The following is a 26,452-nucleotide window of genomic DNA, read 5'->3' on the forward strand; positions in this document are numbered from 1 at the left end:
CATGGATGACCTGCACGTTGCCGTCGTCGAGCGCCAATTGGCCGCACTGAATGTGGCAGAAGCACTCGATTTCGTCTCCGACCCCCGCTTTGGCGGCATCGCCGTTTTCGTGGGCAAGGTGCGCGAGTTCAACCTGGGCCGGCAGGTCACCGGCATCAGCTACGATCTTTTTGAGCCATTAGCCCTGCGCACGTTCCGCGCCATCGGCGAACGCGCCCAGCACGAACTAGGTGCGCCGCTGAAGCTCTATATCGCCCATGCCAAGGGACATCTGAGCCTGGGCGACGTGGCCGTTGTCGTGGCCGCTGGCACGCCGCATCGGGCCGAAGCCTTCCAGGCTTGCCGGTTGGCGATCGAGGCTGTCAAACACGAGGCGCCGATCTGGAAGCAGGAACACTACATCGACGGCGATAGCGCCTGGAGCGAAGGCTGCTCGTTATGCCAGCCGGAGTCGGATGCTACCGCGCACGACGCGACCGGCGAGGACGGCAACGCCGTTCATGGACACCATCACTGAAATCCTGCCATGCATCGGCGTGGTACTCGCTGGCGGCTTATCCTCGCGCATGGGGCGCGACAAAGCGCTGCTTCCCTGGCAAGGGCGGCCGCTGATCGAGCGCCAACTCGCGGCACTAAAGCAAGCCGACGTCACGGAAACCCGGGTGGCGGGCGACCGCCCGGACTACGGCGGCATCGCCGACGCGTGGCCGCATGCCGGCCCGTTGGGCGGACTGGAGGGCATCGCACGAGCCATCGCGGGCAATATCGACTTACTGGTGATCCCGGTCGACATGCCGCTGCTGCAGCCCCCGCTGTTGCGACGATTGCGCTGCGAACACCCCGGTGCACGCAGCCTCAGCTTTGTGGATCACGTACTGCCGCTGCGCTTGCGCCTGGACAACGCCAGTCGCGCAATGCTGCAGAATCTTATGCAGCAAGACGATCCGCGCCAACGTTCGCTGCGCGCCCTGCAGGTCGCCCTGAACCATCAAGCCCTTCCGCTCGATGCAAGCGAACGGGCGCAACTCGCCGACTGCAACACCGCAACCCAATGGAACGAGGTGACTGGATGAAGGTGCAACTGCAGGACCAGACGCTCCGTGTGCGCATCGACGAAGCGGAGCTGGCCCGGCTTCTCGACGGCGCCGAGGTGAGCAATCACACGCAATGGCCAGACGGTGTGGTGGAGTGCCAGCGACTGGCCCTGGGCGCCACGCCCGGATGGCAACGCGAGAGCGATGGTTGGCGCATCGTATTGAACAGGGCCGAGGTGCATGCCTTCGCCTCTCGCCTGCCTAGCCGCGATGGCCTGCCGATAACGTTGGCTGTACCCAGCGGGGAGCCGCTGCAACTACTGTTTGATGTCGATGTGCGCGATAGCGTGCGTCATCGTCGTCACTCGAAAGAGGGCAGGGCATGACCCGACCGTTCCTATTGCGCTGGCTAGCGCCACTACTCTTTCTCACCAGCATCGCCAGCTACGCAGACGACACGCCGACGCTTCGTGTCGCCTACGCCGGCTCAATGGGCGTGGTGATGGATGAATCGCTGGGGCCAGCCTTTGCAAAGGCGCACAACGCACGTTACGAAGGCATCGGGCAGGGCTCGTTCGCGCTTGCCCGGCTACTGGCGGCAAAACAGCTGCAGGCGGACGTGTTCATCGCCATTACCCCGGGGCCAATCAAGGTGCTGCAGCAGGCCGCACGTATCGAGCATGCCGTGCCCATAGCCAGCACGCGCATGGTGGTGATCTACAGCCCAGGCAGTCGCTACGCGGCAGACTTCGCGGCGGCCGCGCGCGGTGAAAAACATTGGCAAGACGTGCTGCGCGAACCCGGTGTTCGCCTTGGGCGAACCGATCCCGCGGTCGATCCCCAGGGCGCCAATGCCTTGCTCACGCTACAGCTCGCCGAGCGCTATTACAAACAGGCCGGCCTGTTGCGACAGGTCGCTGGCGAACTGCAAAATCCCAGCCAGATATTCGCCGAACCCTCGCTGATGTCGCGCCTCCAGGCCGGCCAGATCGACGCTGCCATTGGTTATGCCAGCGCAGCGTATTCGCACCATTTGCCCACCATCGACCTTCCCGACGAGATCAACCTGGCACAGCCGGCCATGCAAGAGGCGTGGTACGCAAAGGCAAGCCTGCATCTTGCCGACGGCAAGGAGCTCAAGGCGCAGCCGCTGGTGTTCTATGCCGCGGTGCTGAGTGAAAGCAGGCAACCGGCGCTTGCCGCCGACTTCGTGCACCTGCTGCAAGCCAGTGAAGGCCAGGCCATGCTTCATGAGCGCGGCTATGATCCACCACACGGCGACACCCTGTGACATCCGTGGCCGATACGGCGCCCTTTCGCCTGCGACTGTCTGCGCTGCCAGCAGCACTGACGCTGCTGATACTGGTTACACCCTTTGTCGGCTTGCTGCTGTCCACCCATTGGCGGCATTTCGCTTTCACCCAGGGCGATGGCGCGGCGGTTGGCGTATCACTCGGCTACAGTCTGTTGTCGCTTGTGCCGATCGTGGGCCTGGGCACGCCCTTGGCCTGGTGGCTGGCGCGGCATCGAATGCGCGGCCAGTGGCTGATCGATGCGTTGCTGCTCGTTGCATTGCTTACGCCGCCGCTAGCCATGGGCCTGCTGCTGGCCACCATGTATGGCCCCTACGGGGCCGCGGGACACGTGCTGGAGCGGGCAGGGCTACTGCTCACCAATTCCGCCCCTGCGTTCGTGCTGGCCCAGTTTTACGCTGCACTCCCTTATTACGTGATGGCGGCCCGAACCGCGTTTGAAGGTGTCCCGCGCGAACTGGAGCAGATAGCGCTCACGCTTGGCTATTCGCCTTGGCGTAGTTTTATTCACGTCAGTCTGCCGCTGGCACGGCTGGGGTTGGCCGCGGCCGTAGCACTGGCCTGGGTGCGCGCATTGGGTGAATTCGGCGCCGTTTTGATCATTGCCTATTACCCGCAGGGCATTCCAGTAAAGCTGTGGGTGAACCTGCAAAACGTCGGGTTGGATGCCGTCTACCCGCTCCTTTGGGTGTTCTTCCTGGTCGCGCTGCCGTTGCCCTTGGTTCTGGGCATGGCGGTACGCAGGCGGCTCTCCTAATGCAGATCGATTACCGCATTGAATACCCCGTATCGCTGCATGCCCGCTTCGAAGTGGAGGGTTTTACGGTATTGCTGGGCGCCAGCGGCGAAGGCAAGACGCTATTGCTGAAGGCCATCGCCGGGCTGATTTCGGCGCGCGGCGAACCGTTCAACCATCTGCCGCCGCAGCAGCGTGCCGTCGGTTATCTGCCGCAGGGGCACGCCCTGTTTCCGCACCTGCGCGCCTGGGAGAACGTCGCCTTTACCCTGCGTGGACCAGATCGCCGCGCGATGGCTATCCAGTGGCTGGAGCGCGTAGGCTTGGCCGAATTGGCGGAACGCTGGCCGGCATCGCTATCGGGTGGCCAGCAGCAACGCGTGGCGCTGGCCCGCGCGCTGGCCCGCCGTCCCAGCTTGCTGCTTCTGGACGAGCCCACCTCCGCGCTGGACCCTGTTACTCGTGACGAAGTGCTCGCCGAGCTGATTGCGGAAGTGCATCAGGCCGCCATTCCCGCCCTCGCTGTCAGCCACGATCCGGCGCTGGCCGCAGTCGCGGATCGCCTCGTAGTAATGCATGCGCGACGCATTGTGCAGATAGGCACGCCCGATCAGGTTTACGCACAGCCGGCCAGCGGGGCTGTGGCGCGCCTTCTTGGATTGCGCAATGTGCAACGCGGGCGCGTGATCGGCACGCCCGGCGCACAACAATTGTGGTGGCCTGAGGCGGGTGTCGCCGTTCCCGTACGCACCGCGCTGGCTGACGGTGCGACAGTGGATTGGCATATCCCGCCCAGTGCCGTCGCACTGAGCGAATCGGCATCGCAGGGGGCTATCGCGGCCCAGTTCGACCTGCGACAGACGAATGTCCATGGCAGCTACCTGGGCATGCGCTGCGGACAGGCACGACTGTGGATGCAATTGCCGCCGGGACGCGAGTTGCCACCCGCGCCATGGCTGTCGCTGCAGCCCGACGCCATCCGTTGCTGGCCAACGGAAGGCGAGGCTTGAGCGCGCTCCACCGCGTACTGGCGCCCACGATTTGCTTCGATAGCGACGTACACTCAACGACTTCTCCATGATCCGTGTGCAGAATCACCTCTGCGCCAATCATGTGGGGCGCAACAGCAAGCCTTTCCGCAAAGTGACAACTCCATGAGCACGCCGCCCAACGACTCCGAACCCGACAAAAGCATCCAGCCCTACGAGGGCCCCGCCGGTGGCTGGGGCGCGCTACGTGCCGTGGCCAAGGCCATTCGTGGACAGATGGCGACGGGGCGTTCAGTCGAGGCATTGCGTCGCGTCAATCAACCTATGGGTTTCGATTGCCCGGGTTGTGCATGGCCTGATCCCCGTCACACGTCCTCATTCGAGTTCTGCGAAAACGGCGCCAAGGCAGTGTCATGGGAGGCCACCTCCAAGCGCACTACACCCCAATTCTTCGCCGAGCACACGCTCACGGAGCTATGGGAGTGGAGTGACCACGCGCTGGAGGACGAGGGGCGCCTGACGCATCCCATGGCGTACGATGCCGAGCAGGACAAATACCTCCCGATCTCCTGGGAGGATGCCGCCGCGCGCATTGGCGCCGCACTGCAAGCCTTGCCCGATCCGGCCATGGCCGAGTTCTACACCTCAGGTCGAACCTCCAACGAGGCGGCATTCCTGTATCAGTTGTTCGTGCGCGAATACGGCTGCAACAACTTCCCTGACTGTTCGAACATGTGTCATGAAGCCAGCGGCGTCGGCTTGACCGAAGCCATTGGCGTAGGGAAGGGCACTGTATCCCTTGAAGATTTCGATCATGCGGACGCGGTGTTCTGCGTGGGCCACAACCCAGGCACCAACCATCCGCGCATGCTGGGTACGTTGCGAGAGGTATCGCTGCGCGGTGCACCGATTGTGGTGTTCAACCCCATGCCCGAACGCGGGCTGGAGCGCTTCACTTCACCGCAAGACCCTACGGAAATGCTCACCGGTCGCTCGGTGCCGATCGCCTCGACCTACTTCAAGCCAAAGATTGGCGGCGATATAGCCACACTGAAGGGCATGATGAAGTGGCTGCTGGAGGCCGACGCTGCTGACCGTGCGGCCGGAGGCGCCGGCATGCTCGACCGGAGCTTTATCGATGAGCACACCCGAGGCTTTGACGCCCTGGCGTCAGACCTGCACGGCACCTCATGGGAAAGCATCGAGCATCAATCGGGCCTTGCAAAGGCGGAGATCGCATCCGCCGCGGCTATTTACGCCCGTGCTGAGAGGGTCATCATTTGCTATGGCATGGGCATCACGCAGCATCGCCATGGCGTCGAGAACGTACAGCAACTGGTAAACCTGCTGCTTCTACGCGGCAATATTGGCAAGCAGGGTGCCGGCATTTGCCCGTTGCGCGGACACTCCAATGTGCAGGGCGATCGCACGGTGGGCATCACCGAAAAACCCAGCGCTGCCTTGCTGGAGGGCATCCGTCGCACGTACGGATTCGAGCCGCCATCGGCACCTGGGCATAACGCTGTGGCGGCGGTACAAGCCATCGCTGCGGGACAATCCAAGGCACTGATCTGCCTGGGCGGCAACCTGGCCACCGCCATGTCCGATCCACAGCTTACGTTCCCCGCGATGCGTAAACTGGAGCTATCGGTGCATATCGCCACCAAGCTCAATCGCTCACACCTGATACCCGCACGCCAATCGTTTGTACTGCCATGCCTGGGGCGCACCGAACTCGACCTTCAAGCCAGCGGGCCGCAACTCGTGTCCGTCGAAGACTCAATGTCGATGGTGCACGGCTCACAAGGCAGGCTGAAGCCCGCCTCCCAAGAGTTGCGATCCGAGCCCGCCATCATTGCGTTGCTGGCTCGCGCTACGCTGCCCAACACCAAGGTGAATTGGGAGGCGATGGTCGCGGACTACGATCGTATCCGCGAGGGCATCGAGGCGGTGCTGCCCATGTTTGCCAACTACAACGCGCGCATCCGTCTGCCCGGAGGCTTCTACCTGGAGAACGCCGCGGCACAGCGGCGCTGGTCCACGTCGGACGGCAAAGCTCATTTCTTGCTCGCTCCCATGGCTGAGCAGCCTGCGGAGGCCGTGGATCTACTCCGGCTGGCCACGATCCGCTCTCATGATCAGTACAACACCAGTATTTACGGCCTCAACGACCGCTATCGCGGCATTACCGGCAGGCGTGACGTAGTCTTCGTGAACCCGGAAGACCTTGCCGAGCGCGGCCTGCGAGAGGGCGATCGCATCGATGTGGTCGCAAGTCAACTGGATGGCACGCCCAACGGACGCACCGTGAACGGCTTGGTCGCGGTAGCCTTTGGTATCGCGCGAGGCTCCGTGGCGATGTATTACCCGGAGGGTAACGGCTTGCTAGCCCTGGACGATCACGATCCCCGGTCCGGCACGCCCGGTTACAAATCCATTCCCGTGCGGCTGTCCGCCTCGTCCTTGCCCAGTCAACACGAGATCTGACGTCATGGAACATTCCGGCTTGGCGCGTCGCGCGGTTATCGTCCACCAGGGCACAGAGAAGCGGGCAGGCGAGGACTGGCTGGCCGAAGAGATGCCCGTCGAGTTGCGCTACAACGGCGAAGCCTTTGCCGTCATGATGGCCACGCCGCTGGACCTGGAGGATTTTGCCTACGGATTCTCCCTGAGCGAGCGCCGCGTAGCGCGCGCCGGCGACATCCGCAGCGTCGCCGTACACGAACAACTGGAAGGTTACGTCATCGACATCGAGGCCGATGACGTGGAAGCCGTGGACAACGAATCCGCTCGCCTCATGCCAGGCCGCAGCGGTTGCGGGCTTTGTGGCAACCGCCACCTGGAAGACGTGCTTCGACCATCGCCTCAAATACCGGAAGGCCCCCTGGTCGCCGCTCACGCACTGGAACAAGCGCTGGCCGCATTAGCACAGCATCAGCCACTGAATAGCCAAACCGGCGCCGTGCACGCCGCCGCCTGGGCATCGATCGAGGGCGAAATCCGCTGCGTACGCGAAGACGTCGGCCGCCATAATGCGCTGGACAAGCTCTTGGGCGCCTTGTCTCGCGACGGCACCAATATGCGCGAAGGCTTCGTATTGGTCACCAGCCGAGCGAGCTACGAGATGGTCACCAAAGCCGCCAACCTTGGCGTCGGCGTCCTGGCCGCCATATCCGCACCAACGGCACTCGCCGTAGCCCTGGCTCAATCCAGCCATCTCACCTTGGCTGGATTCGTGCGGCCGGGACGATACGTCGTCTACAGCCATCCGCAGCGGCTCACTGGCTCCATCTAGAATTTTACATAATATACAGGGTGCCCGGTTTATGGGCCGAAGGGGCGGCCCCGGCGTGAGCCGGCGACAGGCCAACAACAAGGGTCACGGCTGCGGCCATTTGAGCAAGTCGAAGCCACACCTTGCGCGCTTCCGGGTTACGTGCGCGCTCTGCCTCGATCAGCGGTAGCCAGTGAGCGATGGCTTGGCCCGTCGCGGCGCACATCGCGGCGACGCTATCGGCGTCCGGGTGGCCTAGCCCATTTCTCCACTTGCTGACCGCCGCCCGCCCAATACCAAGACTCTTTGCCACTGCGTTGTCTGACGGTAAGGCCGACGCCTTGATGTACCGGTCTAGCAGATCGATGGTCGCGCTCATGTTTCCGTCCCGTTGACAGTGGTGTCCACGACCAGTATACATAGCCCCGTTGTATCCGAGTCGGATACACCACAAGGGGCCATCCATGTACCTCACCGCCGCTCTCTGCGTCGCTCTCCCGGCCTTCTGGCTGCTTTTGGCCTCGAAACCCTACCGCGACCGCCAAGCCCGCCTGCGTGCGGAAGGGTGGGTTCTGTGAACCGCATCCTTCAAGCCGAGGTGATCCTCACGCTGACGCGCGATCAGGCGTCGGATTTGGAAATGGCGCTTCTCTATGCCAATCACTCTCCCGTTGCGTCCCGGGATGAGAAGGCCGACTTCGCGGCATTGGGCGAGGTCATCGGCCAACAGTGCGCCAAGCAGGGCGTAAAGCGCTGATGAGCGCTCCCGTTCGTTCCATCTCAGAAACCGCGACGGCATTCGACCGTCGTGTGTGCATGCACGCCGCGCGCATAGGGCAGGGCAGTGAACGTGTTGAGCGTGATGCTCGACTCGTTTACGTCGAAGGCGTGCACGCCGGCCTTTCGATTGCAGTGGCCGCATTGCAGCGGCGTGAACGATTGATCGACTACTTGCGCCGCTGGGAAGGCCAGTTGCGCAGCTTGCAGGAGCGCGAAAGTGGCGGCTGATATCGAACTGAGCGGCCGCATTGCGGCTATGCGTTCTCACTCTGAAGCTGCCGGCTTGCTGGGGCAGGTGAGTCTTGAAGCCGCCTATGCAACCTGCGCCATCGTCTTGCTTGATGCTGCCGTAGAGGATGGCGTGGAGCTTGACCTTGACACCCTGGGCGATGCGTTCGGGGTGAGCCTGTGATCGCTGACGGCAAGCCCACAGACTTCTACACCATGCGCAGCGGTGCCGGCAGGTTTGCTGGCACGAGCGCGCTTGAGTTGCCGCCGCCGCGCATGTCGCGACGAACGCGCGAATATGCCAGTCCTGCCATGCGCGCATTGCGAGCATTCGGCGCACGACAGGCACGCGAGTACGCAGAGCAACAGAACGCCCTGGATGCGCCGTTCGCCGATCTCGCTCGCGCTCGCTTCTTTGGCGTGGAAGACAGCGCAAGCGCATGCGGCGCGCCCGCGAAACTTGACCCATATAAAACAAAGGGAGCACCGCTCCGAGAGATCATCGAAATAGACGTCTATTCATCTCGTGTGCGAAAGCTCCAGAAGGCGGTGCGCAATTCGGCGCACATTCTTGATGCAGCCGCGCATACCGATGAACAGAACGTTCGTTGGCGCCGCCTGTTCGTCACGCTCACCTACGCGCAGGACGATGCATGGCAGGCGGGTCATGTGGGCGATTTTCGGCGGCACGTGCGCGATTGGTTCAAGCGCAATTGCAACGGAACGCGGATGCGCATGGTGTGGGTGATGGAACTCACCAAGCGCGGCCGGCCCCATTACCACTGCATGATCTGGGTGCGTGCGCGCGACTATTTCCCGAACCCGCACAAGGCTGGCTGGTGGCCGCATGGTTTTGCCCATGTGCTTAGCAGCAAGGTGCACATCAACCGCCCGGTCGCCTACATGGCGAAGTACGCCAGCAAATTCATTGCGGAGCAGGCCAAGCATGTTCCTAAGGGCGCGCGCCTTTATGGCGTGTGCGGCCCGACTGACGAAGGCAAGCGCGTCATTCGATGGTGGCGTGCGCCCATGTTTGCGCGCGAGACGTTCGGCGGCGCTGCCGACATTCGCAAGGTGACCGGCGGTTACCTCAATCGTGTTACGGGCGAGTTCCTCGCCTCTGAGTGGAAAGTGACGGTCCTGCCATCTGGGCGGGTATTTGCATGGCGGAATGTGCCGCCAATAACGGAGACAGTGCAATGAGCAAGCCTTTGATGATTACGGTGTTGGCCCGCGAACCGGAGCCGGCGCGTTTTGAGCGTGACGGCGTGGTGCGCGACTACTTCAAGCAGTGGGCATCGGTGGAGGTGGACGGCCTTGTGAACTCGTTCGAGTTCTCCAGCGATGAGCCGGTGCAGCCGGGCCCGGCCACTCTTGACCCGCGCAGCTTTTCCATTACGAACGGCCGCCTCGCGCTCGGTCGCGTGAAGCTCGTTCCGTTGGCGAACAAGGCGGCCCCCACGCCCGCTTCGCCGATCAAGTAAGGGGATTGGCCGTGCCGAATCTCATTGCGACGTGTGCGCCGGAGAACATCGACACGGCCACTCTCACGTGCTCTCACCTTGAGTGGGTGAACTACGCAGGCGGTTTACCGCCGCTGTCTGCGGCCGATGGTGCCGTTATTTCCGGAGCGATTGCTGCGGTGTGGGCCGTTGGTTATCTCGTGCGGATCAGTCGTAAAACAGCAGAGGAAAACGCATGAACAAGATCGGCAATTTCATCAAGAGCAAGAGCACCGCCGCTGCGGCGGTGGTGACCACCGGCCTGCTGGCCGCCCAGGCGCACGCGGCCGACACCGGCCTGTCGAGTTCCTTCACTGCGCAGCTGCAGGACGGTAAGGGCGAGATTCTGCTCATCGGCGCGGCCGTTCTGAGCCTGCTCGGCGTGATCGTGCTCATTCGCATGAGCAAAAAGAGCGCGGGCTAAGCCGCCTGTTCCACGCCCGCCTAGCGATCTAGGCGGGCCTTTCTTTTCCTTTGAGGGTGAAGCGATGGAAGGGTATTTCGTGATCCTGGGGCTGCTGCCCGCCGTGTGGCTATGCATCGCGCCGTGATGCGCTGCTTGGTCGTTGGGGCGTTCGTGATGCTCTGTGTTGCCCTGGGTGCTGCACCCAGGGCTGCGCACGCCGCTACAACGCAATATCAGGCATCTCAGCAATGCGCAACTTTCAAGTCGGGTAATTTGCAGCCCTCTCAGCAATGGTGGACATGCGTCGCCTACACGACGATGAGGATGTACTGCCTCGGCCCCAACGGGGATTGCAATTACTTGCAGTTTCGTTGGGACACGGACGGCGGCTTTGGCGAAATCTGCAAGGCCCGCGCGCCCTATCAAACAACGTCCCCCGGGAACCTCACTCTCTGCTTGGCTGGCTGCTCTTACGCGCCGTCTCCGGGCAAGGAAAATTGGACCGTCCGTGGCATAACGGGCGGCACGTCTGGCATTGGTGCCGGCAAGATGACTCCTACCGGTGAAACCTGTGGAGCGGGTCCCCAGAACACTACAGACCCACCGCCCAAGGATGAGACGCAGCGCAAGCTTTGCGGCGGCGGGAGTTGCTACGACTCGGCCGCTGGCAAGTGGTGTGCAGTAGATGGCAGTGGCGGGCAGGTGTGCGTTAGCAAAGACGCAGCAAAGCAGGGCGCGTGCGCATCCAGTGGTGACACCACGCTATGCGCCGGCAACCCTGCACCCAAGCCTCCGAACCCACCTATTAGTGACCCTGCTTCGCAGATCACATCCAGTGATAAGTACACGTCACAGAAAGACAATGGTCCGGTCGATAGCACCACCGTCAACAACTACAACAACACCGGCAACAAGCCGAATCCTGGCACGCAGCCCGGGGACGTGGACGGGAAGGGCGACAAACCCGATGACAAGAAAAAGGACGATGGCACCACCGCCAGTGGTGGCGGCGACTGCAATACGCCTCCGATGGTTGAGGGCAGTGCAGCCCTTGGCCTCATTGCTCGGCAGGAGTGGGAGTTGCGCTGTGGCATGCCGGAGTGGGCGCGCGTAAAGGACGGCGACGGCGACGGCTACAAGGTTTCCGACACATCGAAGGGTGACGTCTTTTCAACGCAGACCGATGGCCTGGACAAGATCGATCGCACAAGTTGGGCCGGCAGTGCCTGCCCAGCACTACCGAACCTTCAGGTTTTCGGCAAGCCCTGGCTCAGCGATCAGGATTTCTTTTGCCGTTGGCTGCGCGTGATTCGCTATGCGCTGATGTTCGCGGGCGCGTTTACTGCGGCTTGCATTCTTGCAGCGGGAGGTAAGTCCTGATGGGCGCGATTATTCAGCTCCTGGGCCGCATGCTCCTTTGGCTCGTCTCTACCTATGCCGGCCAATGGGTGTTGAAAGTTCTCGTGACCCTCGGCTTAACCGTTGTTGTGACCAAGGTCGGATTGCCGGCGCTGATGTCGTTCGTGCAATCGCAGATGTCTGGCTGGGACCCATTTCTGTTTCAGGCGTTCGGCGCGTTTGGCGGCGACGTCTACGTTTCCATGGTGATTTCTGCCTTAGTGGCGCGCGCCACGGGCAGCATCGCCCTTAAAGCGGTGACCAACGCATGATCTATTTAAAGACAGGCCAACCCGGCCACGGCAAGACGTTGCGCGCGCTCTGGCAAGCTTTGGAGTTTAAAAAGCAGGGGCGCACGGTTTACGCCTATGGCGTGAAGGGCCTTAAGTACGATGAAGCGGGCTTCATCGAACTTAAGGACCCAACCCGGTGGATGGATTGCCCACCCGGCTCCGTTATTTTGATTGACGAGTGCTACCGTGTTTTCCCGATGCGCGGCGCATCCGGCAAGGTGCCTCAGCACGTTGATCTGATGGCGACCCATCGCCACTACGGTTACGATTTCATCTTGGTTGCGCAGTCGCCCAGCAAGCAGGTTGACCGGTTCCTGCACGATTTGATCGACCACCACGAACACATCCGCCGCAAGTTCGGATTTAAGAAAGCGATCATTCTCTGGTGGGACCGTTTTGAGCCCAACGTTCGGCGCTCCGACACCAAGAAATTTTGGGCCTACCCGTCCGAACTGATGAAGCGAAACCTCTACGTGTCCACCGAACAGGACACCACGGAGCGCCGTATTGGGGTTGTGCCCGGAAAAGGTAAAAATTGGGTCATGGCGCCGCTATCCCTGCGAAATCACTAGCAAAAAGCATGTAAGCAGGTGACTCACCCGTTGCCGATTCGCTATCTTCGACCCACCCCCTGCCCTGGATGGTGGTTATGGCGAACCTTGAGCGCACGGCATACCCGCGGTTTCCACGGGTCATCACGACCCGTGATCTGCTTCAGCGTTACACCCCGGATGCTGACGAGGTCGCTTGGGTTTCAGGTTTTGCCCGTGGTGATCGGGCCCGCCTTAGCTTGATGGTTCTGCTGAAGACATTCCAACAGCTACACCACTTTCCAGACCTGGCAACGGTGCCACCGGAAATCACCAGCCATATTCGAACGGTCATGGGCTTGAAGCCCTCCATTGAGGCGGACTACCGAGGGTCCAAGACTCTCTACCGACACTACACCGCGATCCGTACCCACCTCAACGTCAAAGGGTATTACGGCAAAGAAGCCCAACACATCGCAGTTCGAGCCGCTTACGAGGCGGCCGAAGTGATGGATCAGCGCGTTGACATCATCAATGCGACGATCGAGGAGCTGATTTTTCGCCGGTACGAGCTGCCTGCATTCTCCACCTTGGACAAAATGGCTGAGGCAGCGGCGTCAACGGCACAGGACCGCCTTTACGCCCGCGTTGATCAAGATCTGACAGAGGAGCGTCGCGCCTTTCTCGATGGATTGCTGTCCACCGACTTCGCTCGGCGCCAGAGCGCCTTTCAGGCACTCAAGGCGCTGCCAAAACGGGCAACTAAGAAGCACCTGGAGGGATTGCTGGACCAGCTCGCCTGGTTGAATACGCTCGGTGATGTCGATGAACCCTTGCGTCATGCGCCGGCAAGTAAATTGCAGCACCTGGCTCATCAGGCCGCGCTGCTGGATGCCGATGACTTGCGGCGCACCGTTCCGCAGCGTCGTTATGCCCTCATGCTAGCCCTCATCCACCGCATGCGTGTGCGAGCCAGGGATGACCTGGCCGAGATGTTCATTCGACGTGTGAGTGCACTGCATAAACGAGCTCGCGACGAGCTGCTCCAGATTCAGTTGCACCAACGCTCGATGGCGGAGCAGTTGGTTGCCAAGCTCGATGACGTTCTGGCCATCCTGCTGGAAGAATCCGACGATTTGCCTGCTGGCCGCCGCATCCGGGCGCTGCTGACACCGAACGGGGATTCGGCAAAATTACGTGAGGACTGTGCGGTCATCCAACAGGCGGGAGGGAGCAACCATTTGCCGCTACTGTGGCGGTTCTTCACAAGCCACCGCCCTGTGCTGATGCGGTTGGCGCGCACGCTAGAGTTTGTGTCAGCCACCCAGAATCAATCGCTGATTGCTGCCATGACGGTTGTGCTGGCCAACGAATCCCGCCGGGTGGAATGGATCTCAGCGGAAGTGGATCTGCAGTTTTGTTCAGAGCGTTGGCGCAAGCTGATCCTTCGCCCCGAGATCGACGGGCCAGCGATCAATCGCCGGTATCTCGAGATGTGTGTGTTCTCGCACTTGGCCAGCGAGCTGAAATCGGGCGACACCTGCGTGGCGGGCTCGGAAGCGTACGCAGATTTTCGCGAGCATTTGCTCCCCTGGCCTGAATGTGAGGCTCGCTTGGTGACGTTCTGCGCGAAGGTGGATATTCCTTCCACAGCGGCCGATTGCGTGGCAGAGCTAAAACAACGCTTGGCGGATACCGCGACCCAACTGGATGCTGCATTTCCCGATCTCAAGAGTGACTTGGCCATCGGCGCCGAAGGCGAGCCGGTACTGCGAAGGCTTCAGGCTCGCGAGATTCCGGCATCGGCGATCGCGTTGCAAAGCGCGCTGAGTCGAGAACTGCCGACTCGCAATCTGCTGGACATTCTCGCAAATATCGAGCATTGGACGCATTTCACGCGGCATTTCGGGCCCATCTCCGGGCATGAGCCAAAGATCAAGCAAGCCGCCGAACGCTACCTGCAGACGATCTTCGCCATGGGATGCAATCTGGGGCCCAATCAAGCCGCCCGGCATTTCGTGGGCGACGTCAGCCCCCACATGATCTCGCGTGTGAATCGCCGGCACGTGACCATCGAGAAACTGGAGGCTGCCACGCGTGAACTGGCTGAGCTCTACCTACGTCTGGATCTACCCCGTGCCTGGGGCGATGGCAAGCGCGTAGCGGCGGACGGCACCCAATACGACTTCTACGATCAGAATCTGCTCGCCGGCTACCACTTCCGCTACAAGAAAATGGGTGCAGTGGCGTATCGACATGTTGCCAACAACTACATCGCTACGTTTCGGCACTTCATTCCGCCGGGTGTCTGGGAAGCGATTTACGTGATTGAAGGACTGCTCCAGGCTAAGCTTTCTGTAGAGCCGGACACGGTGTACTCCGATACCCAGGGCCAATCGGCCACGGTCTTCGCCTTCACCTACCTGTTAGGCATAAATCTGCTGCCGCGCATTCGCAACTGGAAGGATTTAGATTTCTTTCGGCCGGACAAACAGGCTCGCTATACCCACATCGAATCACTTTTTCACGGGTCAATCGACTGGTCCTTGATTGAGAGGCACTGGCAAGATTTGCTCCAAGTCGCCATTTCCATCCAAGCGGGCAAAATTTCCTCCCCCTTGTTGCTTCGCCGCTTAGGGGCCAGTAGCCAGCGTAACCGGCTGTTCCTTGCTGCGCAGGAGCTTGGGCGCGCTCATCGCACCGTCTTCCTGCTCAAATGGATCGGCAGCCTGCCGCTGCGACAGGAAGTGACCAGCGAGACCAACAAAATCGAGTCGTACAATGGGTTCGCCAAGTTTCTTTCGTTTGGTGGCGATGTCATTGCTGAGAACGATCCGGACGAGCAACAAAAGCGCCTACGTTACAACGACCTGATTGCTTCGGCAGTCATCCTGCAGAACACGGTCGATATGATGCGGGCCATGCAGAAGCTCAACGATGATGGCCTTGAGATTTCGGGGGTGGATGTGAGCTGCCTGTCACCCTATGTCACCAGTGGCATCAAACGCTTCGGCGACTACCGTCTGGACCTGAAGCGCCCACCCGAGCCATGGATTCGCGATCGCACCCTTAGAGCGGCCGTCAAGGCGGCCCGCGCATCTGCAGCCATCGTGGAGGAGCAACGGGAGGCCGCTGATGAGTAAATCAACCCGCCACACCGAAGTCTTGGCCGCACTGGAGCAGCTGCGGTCCACTTACGACACGACCCGGCTGCTGCAATTGATTGATCACTTGGACCAGGTGTGCGCCGCGCTGGCTGATCCAGACGCCTTGCGCGCCGATTTGTTACGACTGCATGCCATGGCGCATGCCGTGATCAACGGCGGCCCTCTGTCCGTCGCCAGCTCGCCAGCGGCGATCGGTGAATTGGCTGCAGAGATTCATCTTGAGATCGACCAACTTGAAGGTGTGCTTGGTTCAATCCGTTGTAGCGTGCAGCCGCTTGAGGCTTTGTCTCAATAGGCATGTTAGTTCTTGCGCAAAGCGCTAGGGGATCGTGGTGGCACGACCCGACGGCGGAAGTGCTTGCGTGACCGTGGGCGGCGGCAGGCGCGGATCGGCACCTGCCGGCATAAACGGTGTCCCGGCATCCACATACCGCATGGCCGTGTCGACCTTGCGCCACCCCACATACGCCATCAGGCTCTTGATGTCCCAACCGTTCGCATTGGCCCAACTAGCAAAGCCACGGCGCAGTGAATGACCGGTGTAAGTGTCGGCCTGCGCCAATCCCGCCCGTCCAAACGCGCGACGCAGTACAGGTACGATGCTGTCGACGTCTAGTGGCGTTACACCCAGTGCTCCCCATCGGTTGATCCGGGGGAACAGTGGTCCGTGCACTCGCTTGGATACAACTATCCAAGCGTGAGTGGCATCGACTGGGCACCAACGCGATAGCGCTGGGATCTTAAAGGTACGCCCGTTGTTGTCACGATCGGTCTTGCTGCGGGGTAGAAATCCCGTCAGGCCTTCGCCCGGCTGCAGGTGGATATGTTCGATGTGCAACCGAGTCAACTCGTCCGCTCGAAATCCTTGCCAGAAGCCCATCAACATTAAGGCGCGGTCACGCCTATGCTGCAGTGCTCGCACGAAGTTGCCATCGCGCTCGGCAGCGGTAGCTGCGGTATCGAGCCAGTCTGCGACCATGCCCAGTTCAGTCAGTTGCAGCGGCACTGCCTGCTTTTCAATGGACGGATGCAGCGCACGGATTCCCTTGAGCACCTTCCTTACCAGTGGAGTCCGCGTCGGATCCGCAAACCCCTGGTCGGCGTGCCATTGTGCCAAAGCAGCCAAGCGCTGTCGGAGTGTATTGATGGAAAGCTTATCGGCGTGTTCGGCCAGATAGCGGGCTACGCTGTCAGAGGTCGCCGGCAGGTATCCACCCCATTCCACCTCGAAGTGACGAACGGCCGTAGCGTAGCTACGCTGTGTATTGGCACGAGTAGCGGCGTCGAGGAATGGACGTAGATCTGTCATGGCAGGTGCTCGCATCTATCAAGGCGATGTGAGATGGCCGGAATCCACCACATGACCTGTGGCATCAAGTTCCACTAGCCACGCTTCCCCTGCGAGGCTCAATCTATTCGGGTACCAAAGCCGTTGCGCACATGGAACCCTACACTCCGGGCCACCATATTGGATGAGGCGTCGTGCGCCGGCAAATTCTCGGTCTTTTGGCTCTCCCAGGATTTCGATGACCTGCCGCTCGGCATTGCCTTTCTTGATGAGTTCGAAGGCGTGCGTCGTTCGGGCTGATATGACGCTGCATGACGTGAAATAAAGCGCAGGGACGATGGTCAATATCCCACAGGCGATCAATTGAAGTCGTTGGGGTGTCATCAGGGTGGCAATATTCCTGAGATCAGCCCTTACCCAAAGCCGCCTTGCCCTTGAAGTTATTCGCGATCCATCTCCCAGCCAAGGTGGCAATAGGCAGAGACAGCCAGCGGTAAGTGAAGATGGCCATCAACCAAAGGTTCGCGGAAAGGACGCTGCTCCCAATTTGAGTCAGGTGACCCACAGATGCCACGCGATGGTCCAGGAAGGTCCACTTGATCAAATAGGCCACTGCACCCAGCAGATAGCCAGCCGCGCACATTGCGATAAGCAAGATGTATGGCCTCGCTCCGTACAGCCTCGCAGCGGAGAGAAATAGCAGAAAAGCCGCTAGAAAAATCTCCAGGGCATAGAAAGATATATCCCTGAAATAGGGGTGAATCATTGGGGATGCAGCCAGGTCAAGCAGCAAATACACCGTAAGCACTGAGACCACGAACCAAATTTTGTCTTTGGCTTGAAGTTCCACCAATGGCCTCCAGGCAAGGCCCTATGGGCGATGTGCGCAACTCTTCAGCAAGTACTGCTTGACGGCGTCCACAACGTGCTCACCCGATATGGCTCGACTAATAGAATCACAATCAGCTTTTATCGGGATATCTTGCGGGATGATCAAAAAGCGCCCGTCAGGAGACGTCCGATTGAGAACTATCCATACCCTTGTCTCCGGGGCATCCCCGCCGGGGACACCCAGAACGTCCAGCCCTGAATCATCTACGTTTTCTCTCCGGATGGGGTTTGGGTCCTTGTTATCTCGATTTTCAAACTCCACCCTTTGCAGCGTGGCGTAGTAATCCTTGGTGCCGAGCTCCCCTCGGCTAAAAAAGCCCGACAGGGCCAGATACGTGCCTCCAGCAGCAATCAAAAGCACAGCGAGAAGCGCGCCGCCGTATACCCAGGCACTTGTTGTTTGCGTGTCGTTATTCAAGCAAGCGCCCCTCGGTCAATGCCGATTGAAACCGGATAGATCGGGAGGCGCGCTGCCGGGACTGAGATTGAAAATTTGGACTCCCGGCAAGTTGGATATTTGATTGAACATGTCCCCCGGTGCAGTCGTTGGATCGACAGGGACGCCACCGGCCTTGAGGGCATTTCCGACTGCTGTGGAGCAGTTGTGGTTCATGACGTCGTACTTCGTTTTGCTATAAGCCTGCATCGCCCAGGCGATAGATGCTTCATCAGCACTCGACGTATACGGAATGACCGCAATGGAAACATTTCGTTGCAACAGCTGCGTGTCCACATAGCTAGTAACACTGGATCCATACGGATCAGCAGTTCCGTAGCTAAACAATCCAGCACCTGTCGTTCCCAGTGCGATGTGCCCGAACGGGTTGCTGTTAGTTGCGCCGCTATAGATCACCACGGTAGCGAGACCCAAGGGGTCAATCGCGTTAAGCGGGTTGCTACGGACATAAGCATAGGTATTAGGGCCTGCCATTAGACCCAAGGGATCGGATTGGATATAGCGAGCATCCGCGCTATGGCTAAACGCAGCTAAGCACAATACCCCTAGGCTTGCAGCGAGCAATTTCTTCACTGAGTCACTCCTTTGTTGGCCGGCCTTTGTACTTGATGCCGCATAACGAGCGTGCGCCCCGATGCCCCTGATTACCTTCGGTCAAAGCCTGGGCATTGCCGCTAATCCTGATAAATCGGCACAAACATTTGGATACTCGGCACCCAAAGCATCGGCGGATCACTCTGCACCGGCGAGAGAGGGGCCGCCACCAAGCGATAGCCTGGCTTGCTCAAAATTTCCTTCATTTGGGTCAACGTCTTTTCGATTGCATCGGGTGAGAAGCCATGTGCCGCCAAAAAGGGGGTGGCTGTGTTTCGTAGATTGGACAGCGTATAGCCGTCGAAGCTCCATGCCTTGGGAGATGGCTTTACGCTCGCGAAGATTGCTTGCGGGAGATCATCGAAATAGTACTTCGACTTGCATCGCTGATAGCCCGTGCAATTTGCCACGTACCCATCGTCTTTAAAAAAGCCATCCAGGGAGGCGTCATTTCTCTCGACCCGGAACATTACCTTTCCTGCCTCGTCAACGATCGTGAAGTCCCATTTGAACGGCGACTCTAAGGATTGACCGATCACATGGAGCGTCAGGGTTTCCATCCGACCATCGCCTATGACATCCCCCTTTTGGGAAAAGGTTCTGTCTACTGGCGCTGCATTGGCAGCCAGTGCTTGCCCGGCACACATCGCCACCATCAACAATAAAGTGTGCATGGCTAGTCTCTTAGAGTTCAAGGCGAGTACCTGTACCAAACAGGAGAGCCAAACCAAGCCCCATTCGCGGCGCCATAGTACTGATGGCTGGAATTCGCGCCAAATGCCGAGAAAACGTTGGCCCCTGGTACGCCTGTGTTGTCGGTGCCGGCATAGATGACAACATGTGTCGGATAAACTCCGATATCGCCAGGTTGCAACGCCGAGTCCGTTGGCACAGGGCTAAATGGCGATTGCTTAAATTGCTGAGACTGCAACCTGCCGATATCGATCCCGGCCTGAGCGAAGATCGAGGATATTGAGCCCGAGCAATCAGCTCCCTTCTTTGTGTTCCCGCCCCACAGGTACGGAACTTTTGAGTTCGCCCAATCCTGCGCCGCTGACATCACGGCGGCCTGCTGTGCCGGAGTCAAGTCCAGGCCTAAAGGGTCGATGTAACGGAGCGGATTTCCGGCCACATAAGCATAGGTGTTTGGTCCGGCAGCAAGTCCGAGCGGGTCCGACTGAATGTATCGGGCGTCAGCACTGTGACTAAACGCAAGCGAGCACAAGGCGCCTAGGCTCATGGCGCACACCTTCCTCATCGGACTCCTCCTTGTTGACCGGTTTTCGCCTGTTCGACTGTCCGTAGGTAACCAGTTCTGTGCTCCTGGGTCTCGGGAACCCAGCCCAGGCTTTGGATTTTTTGCACGAGTGCAACCTGGTTGCGGTAAATCTCCATATAGCCATCCCGCATTGAGGGAGGCATTTGATCGGGGGTCGGATACTGCTTGGCATACCGGTCATCGACGATGCGACGATAGGCATCCCTCCTCACCAGCAGGGCCACGATGTTGTTCGGGTCCACTTTCAGCACGGCGTCCGTGACTGGCATGACTTGCTCGGGAGGTCGATTTTCCCGATAGAACTGCATCAGCGTGTCTACAGGGACCAGTAGTGCCTCGCGTTGACTCAGCGGGCGCAGATAGATGCCGGTCGCGATGGCCCTGGGCGTGATGCCCAATTCTTCCTGGTACTTGCTGTCTGACTTCGTTCCGCCGGTCGTGGCCTCGATATTCATCCATTCACCGTTGTCGCGCTTGTATTTGGCGAGAACGTGATTGGGCGCGATAGCTAGTGTGATGGGAAGACCTAGTTTGTGCCCGAGGATGACGAACAGAACTGGCATCGAGACGCAGTTTCCCTTGCGAGTGGCAAGGTAATGCGACATCAGCTTTCCCGGAATGCTTAGCCCTAGCTCATCATCAAGGTCGTAGCTAAACGGATGAAAGTCGTTCCAAGGGCCAGGCTGATAGAGCGTGGATGCGAGCACACCCACTTTGGTGTCGTTGCTGATGGCCTCTCCCTGAGGAAGGCGAGCCTTCACCCTCGAGGCCCATGCATCGAGTAGCCCCAACGTCGCTTTCTCATCCACAGATGGATCGATCATTCGCTCGATAGCCACCTCGGCGCGAGCGAGGTCGATCCGCTCCTCGGGCTGCTGCAGCAGCGAATCAAGGGTTCGAAGGTTAGGATCCTTGGGTGGCGTGCCTTTCGCAAGCACAGCGGCATGGCCAGGAAGAGAGATCCCAGCCGCCAACGAAATCAGCAGCGTAACAAACCAGCGACGCATCCTGCCTCCCCGTTCCAAGTGTTTGATGCTACTTCCTGTTCATGAAGCCCGGCAACTGGCTCAGTCGGCGGCAGGCGGCCTCCAGTCAAGCCGGCCCGAGGCTATTGCACCAATGAAGACTCTTCCTCGAGGCATCAGGCTGGCCATACGCTGGCATCCGGGCCTAACTGCCATGGCTTATTCCTGGTCATTCATAACGGGTATCGGGCCCGGCACCTGAAAATTTCCGCTGACACCGGATAACTTCCCATTATCCGATTCCAGTTCATTACTTCCTGTAGCTGAATACCTGTCATTGTATATTACGTAATTACATGGTATGTAATACATTACGTTATTCATCAGAGAGGCGGCTATGGCGCGCGCAGGCTTGTACAAGACCGAGGTTCAGAAGGCCCGTGACGGCCTGATCGCGCAGGGCAAACACCCCTCCGTCGATGCCGTCCGTGTGGCGCTGGGCAATACCGGCTCCAAGAGCACGATTCATCGCTATCTGAAAGAGCTGGAAGCCGAGAGCTCGACGGCGCCGACGACGGAGATCGTCATCAGTGATTCGTTACGGAGCTTGGTCGGGCAACTCTCCAAACGCCTTGCCGAGGAGGCCGACACCCGTATCACGGAGATCCAGGCCCGGTGCGATGCGTCGGTTCAGAAGGCGGCCGAAGCCCTGGCCAGCCAGGAGCGGGAGGGGCGTGCCCTGGGCGATCAATTGCAGCGAACGGAGACCGCGCTTCAAGAGGCGACACGCTTGTATCAGGATACCGTCGGGCAACTGCAGGACCGCACCGCTTTGGTCCGGGCACTGGAAGAACGGGTGGTCGGACTGGAGGCACGCCTGGCCGAACAGATGACTCACGTCCAGTCGCTGGAGCAAAAACACCAGCAGGCTCGCGAGGCTCTGGAGCATTTCCGGCAGTCGGCGAAGGAGCAGCGGGAGACGGAGTCACGCCGCCATGAGCATCAGGTGCAGGGCTTGCAGGTGGAGCTGCGCCAAGCCCAGGAGTGGATCAACGGTAAGAACCAGGAACTACTGCAGCTCAATCGCGACAATGCGCGACTCACCGAACTCCATGGCCAAAGCGATCTTGCGCTGCGCACTCTACGACGGGAGCACGAGCAACTGACGCGGGTCGCCAAGGCGGTGCCGGGCCTAGAGCGACAGGTGGAGGGGCTCGGCCTACAGGTTGTCCAGATCACTCTCCAGCGGGACCAGCTTCGCGACGAACTGGACCGGTCGATCGTCGACTTGTCGGCCGAGCGGGATGCCCGTACCGTCGAAGTCGAAGAACGCCGGCGCGGTGAAACGCGGCTACAGGCCATTGAGGCACTACTGGCCCAGCTCGCGCCCCAGCGATCGTCGGAGGAGAAACCATGAATCATGCGGATTTTCATATTGGCCTGGAGTTTGTCGCCAGTGCTGGTTTTCGGTGGCGCTGCACGGATGTCGGCACGCGGACCATCCTCGCCATCCAACTGGATCGCGACAACCCGGGCTGGTACCAGGGGCCGCCGTATATCGCGAAAGAAGTCGTGTTCGATGAAAAGGACATTGAGCGCTGCCACTTCACGAACGCGGAAGCACTGAAAGCTGCCTTCCATGAGCACAAGACTGCGGGGCATCCCGGTTACCCGGCGGAAGCGGTCCGGCGGATGATGGAGGCGCGACATGCACACCATTATCCGCACGAAGGCGTGCTGCGGTTTGACCGCCGTCTATCGGACGGGGAAATCCTGCATCCTTACGCTGGCCGGAAGGAAGGGGATGCTTGGGTGGTCGACCTGTACTTGCCATTCCAAGACACCTACAACGTCATGGCGGAGTGCGATTTCATTGCCTTGCCGAGAGCATCGGCGGAGGACATTCGGTGGCGAGCAGCGCAACGGCAAGGGGCATAGACCCATGCAGGGTCCAGATCTTCCGCCGACCGAACGCCTGTCTCCCGCCGATCACTGCATCTACTGCGGAACCGAAGACGGCCCACTGACGGACGAGCACGTCGTTCCGCGCGGGCTAAATGGGACGCTCTTGCTCCCGAAGGCCACCTGCAAAGAACATCAGGATCTCACCAGTAAGATCGAGTTAGCTCTGCAGAAAAAAGGGATGTTTCTACACCCGCGCCTTCTCCTGGGTATGCGGTCTTACAACAAGAGAGCCCAACCTACCCACATCAAGGTGGAATTCGTAGGCGCCGGAAATCGAAGCTTCAGGAAGAATGTCCCCGTCCGCGAAGCGGCGTCCATGCTGATCATGCCCATGTTCATGCCAGCACGTGCGCTGACTGACCCGCTGCCATTGCCGGATAACAACGCGCTGGAAGTGCGGGCCATCGATTCGGCTTCGATTGGCATAGAGATGCAGGCATTCCTGCTTCGCCACCAGGCGGCTGGTATTCGCGGAAAGCAGGCGATCGATATCGGGCCCTTTTTACGCTACTTGTGCAAGATCGCTTACGGTTTCCATGTGGGCATGCGTGGCGGATTTGCGAGAGAGGAAAGCCCTGCGCTGTCACTGCTTTTAGGGCAACGGCAAGATTTCGGAAACTGGGTTGGATGCGTGCCCATGGAGGAGCCCTCTCAAAAAGGGGTTAACTGGCACCAGATGGACATCATGGATGCTGAGACGTATGCGGGAGGCGCATGCACGGTTGTGCACATCAGCCTGTTCAACTTCCTCATCCCGTGCACTTACACAATCGTTACACATTGTCCTGGCTACCAGGCAATGGTGGCGCCGTAGAACCCAAGCAAATCAGAGGCATCATCTATAGGATAAGGTAGCCAAAGTATGCGAATGCGTGACCGATTCAAGAACGTGCTTATCAATCCCACCTGGGAGCAGATGGTCGAGCGCGATCCTTTCCTGGCGTATTCAAACTATCTATCTGGCCGAATCCACGTCCTTCTCGACCTTTCCGACGAAATCATCCTGAATCTCGATCAGGGATTTTCGGCCCACGTTATCGATGGCGGCAGGCTGGGTCGTGCGGATTCGCTTATGTGGCTTTGGATACTGGGGGCCTACGAAGTTGTGCGCACCATGTGTCAGTCCGGGACTTGTTTTTCCAAGCCGATTCACAATGAGTTGCGTGAACTCAAAAAAACACTCGCCGAAGTTCGTATGCCCGCAGCGAAGATGGAGAAATCAGGCGCCAAAGTACCGATCCCTTCCGATCGAAGTCCTTCCGGCTGGAGCACTGCTCGCCGAGATTTGCTCGTAAATGCCCCTAGCTCAACATCGGTCTTTGCTCGTGACTTGATTGACGAGTTCGATCGAGTCCTTTCATCAATCAAGCCAGCCGACATACTTGCTCGCCATGAAGACGCTTACACAGATCAAGCCTGACAGATCGGTCAATTTGGAGGTCCTCAAGGCTTCATTACGATGGAGGTGCCTGCTTGCGTTGCTTGATATTGATCAGACGTTTCACGCGGCGATGGTGCCGGCAATTCGGAGATAGTAGGTGCGCGATCATGGACTGCAGATGCGGCTGAATATCCTTCGACAGGATGCGGAAAATAGCGTGCTTGCACCGCTGCGTACGCATGGATGGGAGGCCACAATTGAGCGCGAAGATGAGGAGGGCGATGGCCAGTTGGTGATTGCAGCAACGCGACAGGACGTTACGCGTCGCGCTGCGTTGCTCTTTTCGTCGGGCACTGACAACCGGATCTACAAGCGACTGGAAAGCGAGGCCGATGTCATTCTGTATCGAGGCGAGCCTTACATGGTGCAATCCTTCACCGCAGGCGTGACCAAGCCTGTCAAAGCGCTCGGCGACTTCCATCTCATTCTGGTGGATTGGAATCGGGCCACCTCAGGCAAGTTAGGAATCACACAGGTGATGGACGAGGACACTACCACCCCAACTCTTGAACCACGCCGTTTCCTTTCAGAAACGCCCATTGACGCAATTTGGGCGCGACTTTCGCAGTTGCGAAGCGCCACGCTGGCCAGAAAGATGATCGCGCAACGTGCGCTCATTGATCATGCCACTTTGGACGCAGACGATATCTCCACAAAAGGAGAAGGGGTGGCGTTCGCTGTACGCAATGCGATCGACTACTTCGCCCCCAAGGAAGCGCACAATGTCAGTCAACGGGTGCTCAACCTTTACTATGGCAGCCTATCGTTTGCCTTTGCCGAACTCCTGGCGTCACCGAAGGGGGCGCGAACGCTCGCCGAATTGGAAGGTGCAACCAAGCAAGGGCACGGCCTGTATACCTTGGACGGCCCGCATGAAGGTGTTGCTGATTTTACTGTGGGCGCTCTTAAATCAGGCTTCTTCAGTCGCTGGGCCAAGACTATGGTCGCGACCTCAATAGTCAGCGTGGATCAAAAACCGAAAAAGCCTGATGATTTGGCGGCGCTGCCCGCCGATAGTTGGTTCACGTTGGAGCAACTGTTTGCCCGCATTCCCGAACTCGGGGACATCTATGTCGACGTCTTCGATGGTCCACCTGCATGGCTGGGCGCCATCTACCAGCCGGATCTCAACCAGCGCTCAGCGTTCAACGCAAGCGGCGAAAAAGCCACGGCGTCGTACATCTTGCTAGTTGATAGCTCGGGTCGATCGAAAGCGGAGGATCTGCAAGCATTCCCCGGTCCTCTCAGGGAGATTACGCAGGTCGCCTCGGGGCGCAATGCGCGTCATTTCCGCGTCGCCGTCGACCATCCGGGCGCACAGTATTGGCACGAAGTGTTGCCGCTGCATAGCAGCCCCTTCCAACGGAATGCGCTCACGTTACCGCTCTTTGGAGCGTTGCAGGAATATCGCGCCACGTGCGTGGTTATCTTGTACGCGCTTTCCATCTTGGTTCGTTACCGTCCAAGCTTGTGGCGGCGTATCCAGGAGGGTGACCTAGACCAATTCAGGGCTTTGATTGAGACGTTTCTGACTATTGTCGAAAGAATGTTGCCGCAGCAGTTTCTTGAAACCATCACAGGCCAGCCCATTTCTGTGCATCAACCCGGAAGCTTCTACTCTTGAGTAATTTCTAGCCCGGTCGAGCGTGAGCCACGCGAGTTGATTCGCTATAAGGCCTGCCGTGCCAGATCCCCACGAGTGAGGGATCGCCTCTCCGGCACCTATTAGCGGCAAGTGACGCACTGCCGCCGGGAGACTGAAATGTCTGACATTGACGACCATTACGAGGAAGACATTGGTACGCCCCCGCTTTCGTAGACGGTTAGCTGCCGGATTTTGAGTTGGCCGCCTCGAACATCATTGGCGCAAGGCCGCCAAGATGTCCATGTCGGCGTTGCCGGTTGTAGAAAACCTCGATGTA

At 59.5% G+C, this 26,452-nt stretch carries 33 protein-coding genes; 25 read left to right on the forward strand and 8 right to left on the reverse strand.

Going from position 1 to position 26,452, the window contains the following annotated elements; translation table 11 throughout:
* Position 1 precedes the first annotated feature (1 nt).
* From JHD67_RS12265 to fdhD, 8 genes are all read left to right on the forward strand, one after another.
* The gene (locus JHD67_RS12265) at positions 2–517 is read left to right on the forward strand and encodes a molybdenum cofactor biosynthesis protein MoaE (RefSeq protein WP_199099467.1); all 516 of its coding nucleotides are present in this window, start codon (positions 2–4) and stop codon (positions 515–517) included.
* Positions 501–1,073 (forward strand): NTP transferase domain-containing protein, encoded by a 573-nt coding sequence (locus JHD67_RS12270; RefSeq protein WP_199099468.1) that lies wholly within the window; start codon positions 501–503, stop codon positions 1,071–1,073. Before JHD67_RS12265 ends, JHD67_RS12270 begins: the two co-directional genes overlap by 17 nt.
* Positions 1,070–1,420, forward strand: a complete 351-nt coding sequence (locus JHD67_RS12275; protein WP_199099469.1) for a hypothetical protein — start codon at positions 1,070–1,072, stop codon at positions 1,418–1,420. Before JHD67_RS12270 ends, JHD67_RS12275 begins: the two co-directional genes overlap by 4 nt.
* A complete protein-coding gene (locus JHD67_RS12280) occupies positions 1,417–2,325 on the forward strand; it encodes an extracellular solute-binding protein (RefSeq protein WP_199099470.1) in 909 nt (302 codons plus the stop codon). The genes JHD67_RS12275 and JHD67_RS12280 overlap by 4 nt, the downstream gene beginning before the upstream one ends.
* The gene (locus tag JHD67_RS12285) at positions 2,322–3,104 is read left to right on the forward strand and encodes an ABC transporter permease subunit (protein ID WP_199099471.1); all 783 of its coding nucleotides are present in this window, start codon (positions 2,322–2,324) and stop codon (positions 3,102–3,104) included. The genes JHD67_RS12280 and JHD67_RS12285 overlap by 4 nt, the downstream gene beginning before the upstream one ends.
* Entirely contained in the window at positions 3,104–4,093 is a 990-nt protein-coding gene (locus JHD67_RS12290; RefSeq protein WP_199099472.1) for an ABC transporter ATP-binding protein, read from the forward strand. The genes JHD67_RS12285 and JHD67_RS12290 overlap by 1 nt, the downstream gene beginning before the upstream one ends.
* 144 nt (positions 4,094–4,237) lie before the next feature.
* Positions 4,238–6,559: an FdhF/YdeP family oxidoreductase gene (locus JHD67_RS12295; protein WP_199099473.1), complete on the forward strand. Its 2,322-nt coding sequence runs from the start codon at positions 4,238–4,240 to the stop codon at positions 6,557–6,559.
* 4 nt (positions 6,560–6,563) lie between these two features.
* Positions 6,564–7,367 carry a formate dehydrogenase accessory sulfurtransferase FdhD gene (fdhD, locus tag JHD67_RS12300; RefSeq protein ID WP_199099474.1) on the forward strand — a complete coding sequence of 268 codons (804 nt, stop codon included), beginning with the start codon at positions 6,564–6,566 and terminating at the stop codon, positions 7,365–7,367.
* A gap of 4 nt (positions 7,368–7,371) precedes the next feature.
* Here fdhD and JHD67_RS12305 read toward each other — a convergent pair whose 3' ends face one another.
* Positions 7,372–7,725, reverse strand: coding sequence for a helix-turn-helix transcriptional regulator (locus JHD67_RS12305; RefSeq protein WP_199099475.1), 354 nt, complete (start codon positions 7,723–7,725; stop codon positions 7,372–7,374).
* Between the two features lie 195 nt (positions 7,726–7,920).
* On the opposite strand from JHD67_RS12305, the gene JHD67_RS12310 reads away from it, so the two are divergent.
* The 12 genes from JHD67_RS12310 to tnpC all read left to right on the forward strand — a co-directional run bounded on the left by JHD67_RS12310 (position 7,921) and on the right by tnpC (position 15,945).
* The gene (locus JHD67_RS12310; RefSeq protein ID WP_199099476.1) at positions 7,921–8,103 is read left to right on the forward strand and encodes a hypothetical protein; all 183 of its coding nucleotides are present in this window, start codon (positions 7,921–7,923) and stop codon (positions 8,101–8,103) included.
* A complete protein-coding gene (locus tag JHD67_RS12315) occupies positions 8,103–8,354 on the forward strand; it encodes a hypothetical protein (RefSeq protein ID WP_199099477.1) in 252 nt (83 codons plus the stop codon). Before JHD67_RS12310 ends, JHD67_RS12315 begins: the two co-directional genes overlap by 1 nt.
* A complete protein-coding gene (locus tag JHD67_RS12320; RefSeq protein WP_199099478.1) occupies positions 8,344–8,538 on the forward strand; it encodes a hypothetical protein in 195 nt (64 codons plus the stop codon). The genes JHD67_RS12315 and JHD67_RS12320 overlap by 11 nt, the downstream gene beginning before the upstream one ends.
* Positions 8,535–9,557 carry a hypothetical protein gene (locus JHD67_RS12325; RefSeq protein WP_199099479.1) on the forward strand — a complete coding sequence of 341 codons (1,023 nt, stop codon included), beginning with the start codon at positions 8,535–8,537 and terminating at the stop codon, positions 9,555–9,557. The genes JHD67_RS12320 and JHD67_RS12325 overlap by 4 nt, the downstream gene beginning before the upstream one ends.
* Complete coding sequence (locus tag JHD67_RS12330; RefSeq protein ID WP_199099480.1) at positions 9,554–9,838, forward strand: hypothetical protein; 285 nt, start codon at positions 9,554–9,556, stop codon at positions 9,836–9,838. The genes JHD67_RS12325 and JHD67_RS12330 overlap by 4 nt, the downstream gene beginning before the upstream one ends.
* A gap of 11 nt (positions 9,839–9,849) precedes the next feature.
* Complete coding sequence (locus JHD67_RS12335; protein WP_199099481.1) at positions 9,850–10,056, forward strand: hypothetical protein; 207 nt, start codon at positions 9,850–9,852, stop codon at positions 10,054–10,056.
* Positions 10,053–10,280, forward strand: coding sequence for a major capsid protein (locus tag JHD67_RS12340; protein ID WP_199099482.1), 228 nt, complete (start codon positions 10,053–10,055; stop codon positions 10,278–10,280). The genes JHD67_RS12335 and JHD67_RS12340 overlap by 4 nt, the downstream gene beginning before the upstream one ends.
* A 531-nt stretch (positions 10,281–10,811) precedes the next feature.
* Positions 10,812–11,642: a hypothetical protein gene (locus JHD67_RS12345; protein ID WP_199099483.1), complete on the forward strand. Its 831-nt coding sequence runs from the start codon at positions 10,812–10,814 to the stop codon at positions 11,640–11,642.
* Complete coding sequence (locus JHD67_RS12350) at positions 11,642–11,932, forward strand: DUF2523 family protein (RefSeq protein WP_199099484.1); 291 nt, start codon at positions 11,642–11,644, stop codon at positions 11,930–11,932. Before JHD67_RS12345 ends, JHD67_RS12350 begins: the two co-directional genes overlap by 1 nt.
* Entirely contained in the window at positions 11,929–12,525 is a 597-nt protein-coding gene (locus JHD67_RS12355) for a zonular occludens toxin domain-containing protein (protein WP_199099485.1), read from the forward strand. The genes JHD67_RS12350 and JHD67_RS12355 overlap by 4 nt, the downstream gene beginning before the upstream one ends.
* A gap of 77 nt (positions 12,526–12,602) precedes the next feature.
* Positions 12,603–15,626, forward strand: a complete 3,024-nt coding sequence (locus tag JHD67_RS12360) for a Tn3 family transposase (protein ID WP_233171851.1) — start codon at positions 12,603–12,605, stop codon at positions 15,624–15,626.
* Positions 15,619–15,945: a Tn3 family transposase post-transcriptional regulator TnpC gene (gene tnpC, locus JHD67_RS12365; protein WP_199099486.1), complete on the forward strand. Its 327-nt coding sequence runs from the start codon at positions 15,619–15,621 to the stop codon at positions 15,943–15,945. Before JHD67_RS12360 ends, tnpC begins: the two co-directional genes overlap by 8 nt.
* 24 nt (positions 15,946–15,969) lie before the next feature.
* Here tnpC and JHD67_RS12370 read toward each other — a convergent pair whose 3' ends face one another.
* The 7 genes from JHD67_RS12370 to JHD67_RS12400 form a co-directional block, all read right to left on the reverse strand.
* A complete protein-coding gene (locus JHD67_RS12370) occupies positions 15,970–16,959 on the reverse strand; it encodes a site-specific integrase (RefSeq protein ID WP_199099487.1) in 990 nt (329 codons plus the stop codon).
* 385 nt (positions 16,960–17,344) lie between these two features.
* Positions 17,345–17,788, reverse strand: a complete 444-nt coding sequence (locus JHD67_RS12375) for a hypothetical protein (protein ID WP_199099488.1) — start codon at positions 17,786–17,788, stop codon at positions 17,345–17,347.
* A 21-nt stretch (positions 17,789–17,809) separates the two neighbouring features.
* Positions 17,810–18,247 (reverse strand): hypothetical protein, encoded by a 438-nt coding sequence (locus tag JHD67_RS12380; protein WP_199099489.1) that lies wholly within the window; start codon positions 18,245–18,247, stop codon positions 17,810–17,812.
* Positions 18,248–18,262: 15 nt separating this feature from the next.
* Positions 18,263–18,859 (reverse strand): RHS repeat-associated core domain-containing protein, encoded by a 597-nt coding sequence (locus JHD67_RS12385; RefSeq protein ID WP_343214355.1) that lies wholly within the window; start codon positions 18,857–18,859, stop codon positions 18,263–18,265.
* Positions 18,860–18,960: 101 nt separating this feature from the next.
* A complete protein-coding gene (locus JHD67_RS12390) occupies positions 18,961–19,554 on the reverse strand; it encodes a hypothetical protein (protein ID WP_199099490.1) in 594 nt (197 codons plus the stop codon).
* 17 nt (positions 19,555–19,571) lie between these two features.
* Positions 19,572–20,120 (reverse strand): NlpC/P60 family protein, encoded by a 549-nt coding sequence (locus tag JHD67_RS12395; protein WP_233171852.1) that lies wholly within the window; start codon positions 20,118–20,120, stop codon positions 19,572–19,574.
* Between the two features lie 14 nt (positions 20,121–20,134).
* Complete coding sequence (locus tag JHD67_RS12400; protein ID WP_199099492.1) at positions 20,135–21,166, reverse strand: transglutaminase family protein; 1,032 nt, start codon at positions 21,164–21,166, stop codon at positions 20,135–20,137.
* Between the two features lie 370 nt (positions 21,167–21,536).
* On the opposite strand from JHD67_RS12400, the gene JHD67_RS12405 reads away from it, so the two are divergent.
* The 5 genes from JHD67_RS12405 (at position 21,537) to JHD67_RS12425 (ending at position 26,154) form a co-directional block, all read left to right on the forward strand.
* Positions 21,537–22,541, forward strand: a complete 1,005-nt coding sequence (locus JHD67_RS12405) for a DNA-binding protein (RefSeq protein ID WP_199099493.1) — start codon at positions 21,537–21,539, stop codon at positions 22,539–22,541.
* Positions 22,538–23,062: a hypothetical protein gene (locus tag JHD67_RS12410; protein WP_199099494.1), complete on the forward strand. Its 525-nt coding sequence runs from the start codon at positions 22,538–22,540 to the stop codon at positions 23,060–23,062. Before JHD67_RS12405 ends, JHD67_RS12410 begins: the two co-directional genes overlap by 4 nt.
* 4 nt (positions 23,063–23,066) lie before the next feature.
* Positions 23,067–23,903: a hypothetical protein gene (locus JHD67_RS12415; protein ID WP_199099495.1), complete on the forward strand. Its 837-nt coding sequence runs from the start codon at positions 23,067–23,069 to the stop codon at positions 23,901–23,903.
* Positions 23,904–23,957: 54 nt separating this feature from the next.
* Positions 23,958–24,509, forward strand: a complete 552-nt coding sequence (locus tag JHD67_RS12420) for a hypothetical protein (RefSeq protein ID WP_199099496.1) — start codon at positions 23,958–23,960, stop codon at positions 24,507–24,509.
* Positions 24,510–24,648: 139 nt separating this feature from the next.
* Positions 24,649–26,154 carry a hypothetical protein gene (locus JHD67_RS12425; protein WP_199099497.1) on the forward strand — a complete coding sequence of 502 codons (1,506 nt, stop codon included), beginning with the start codon at positions 24,649–24,651 and terminating at the stop codon, positions 26,152–26,154.
* Positions 26,155–26,452: the final 298 nt, after the last annotated feature.

This window comes from Dyella sp. ASV21, from assembly GCF_016428975.1.
In the GTDB taxonomy this organism is placed as follows: domain Bacteria; phylum Pseudomonadota; class Gammaproteobacteria; order Xanthomonadales; family Rhodanobacteraceae; genus Dyella.

Coding starts and splice junctions, on each gene's coding strand:
- JHD67_RS12415 (WP_199099495.1), top strand. CDS start 23,067: ATGCAGGGTCCAGATCTTCCGCCGACCGAACGCCTGTCTCCCGCCGAT.
- JHD67_RS12345 (WP_199099483.1), top strand. CDS start 10,812: ATGACTCCTACCGGTGAAACCTGTGGAGCGGGTCCCCAGAACACTACA.
- JHD67_RS12390 (WP_199099490.1), bottom strand. CDS start 19,554: ATGCACACTTTATTGTTGATGGTGGCGATGTGTGCCGGGCAAGCACTG.
- JHD67_RS12295 (WP_199099473.1), top strand. CDS start 4,238: ATGAGCACGCCGCCCAACGACTCCGAACCCGACAAAAGCATCCAGCCC.
- JHD67_RS12290 (WP_199099472.1), top strand. CDS start 3,104: ATGCAGATCGATTACCGCATTGAATACCCCGTATCGCTGCATGCCCGC.
- fdhD (WP_199099474.1), top strand. CDS start 6,564: ATGGAACATTCCGGCTTGGCGCGTCGCGCGGTTATCGTCCACCAGGGC.
- JHD67_RS12330 (WP_199099480.1), top strand. CDS start 9,554: ATGAGCAAGCCTTTGATGATTACGGTGTTGGCCCGCGAACCGGAGCCG.
- JHD67_RS12355 (WP_199099485.1), top strand. CDS start 11,929: ATGATCTATTTAAAGACAGGCCAACCCGGCCACGGCAAGACGTTGCGC.
- JHD67_RS12280 (WP_199099470.1), top strand. CDS start 1,417: ATGACCCGACCGTTCCTATTGCGCTGGCTAGCGCCACTACTCTTTCTC.
- JHD67_RS12275 (WP_199099469.1), top strand. CDS start 1,070: ATGAAGGTGCAACTGCAGGACCAGACGCTCCGTGTGCGCATCGACGAA.
- JHD67_RS12395 (WP_233171852.1), bottom strand. CDS start 20,120: ATGAGCCTAGGCGCCTTGTGCTCGCTTGCGTTTAGTCACAGTGCTGAC.
- tnpC (WP_199099486.1), top strand. CDS start 15,619: ATGAGTAAATCAACCCGCCACACCGAAGTCTTGGCCGCACTGGAGCAG.
- JHD67_RS12270 (WP_199099468.1), top strand. CDS start 501: ATGGACACCATCACTGAAATCCTGCCATGCATCGGCGTGGTACTCGCT.
- JHD67_RS12410 (WP_199099494.1), top strand. CDS start 22,538: ATGAATCATGCGGATTTTCATATTGGCCTGGAGTTTGTCGCCAGTGCT.
- JHD67_RS12420 (WP_199099496.1), top strand. CDS start 23,958: ATGCGTGACCGATTCAAGAACGTGCTTATCAATCCCACCTGGGAGCAG.
- JHD67_RS12340 (WP_199099482.1), top strand. CDS start 10,053: ATGAACAAGATCGGCAATTTCATCAAGAGCAAGAGCACCGCCGCTGCG.
- JHD67_RS12360 (WP_233171851.1), top strand. CDS start 12,603: ATGGCGAACCTTGAGCGCACGGCATACCCGCGGTTTCCACGGGTCATC.
- JHD67_RS12350 (WP_199099484.1), top strand. CDS start 11,642: ATGGGCGCGATTATTCAGCTCCTGGGCCGCATGCTCCTTTGGCTCGTC.
- JHD67_RS12315 (WP_199099477.1), top strand. CDS start 8,103: ATGAGCGCTCCCGTTCGTTCCATCTCAGAAACCGCGACGGCATTCGAC.
- JHD67_RS12400 (WP_199099492.1), bottom strand. CDS start 21,166: ATGCGTCGCTGGTTTGTTACGCTGCTGATTTCGTTGGCGGCTGGGATC.
- JHD67_RS12370 (WP_199099487.1), bottom strand. CDS start 16,959: ATGACAGATCTACGTCCATTCCTCGACGCCGCTACTCGTGCCAATACA.
- JHD67_RS12265 (WP_199099467.1), top strand. CDS start 2: ATGGATGACCTGCACGTTGCCGTCGTCGAGCGCCAATTGGCCGCACTG.
- JHD67_RS12305 (WP_199099475.1), bottom strand. CDS start 7,725: ATGAGCGCGACCATCGATCTGCTAGACCGGTACATCAAGGCGTCGGCC.
- JHD67_RS12425 (WP_199099497.1), top strand. CDS start 24,649: ATGCGGCTGAATATCCTTCGACAGGATGCGGAAAATAGCGTGCTTGCA.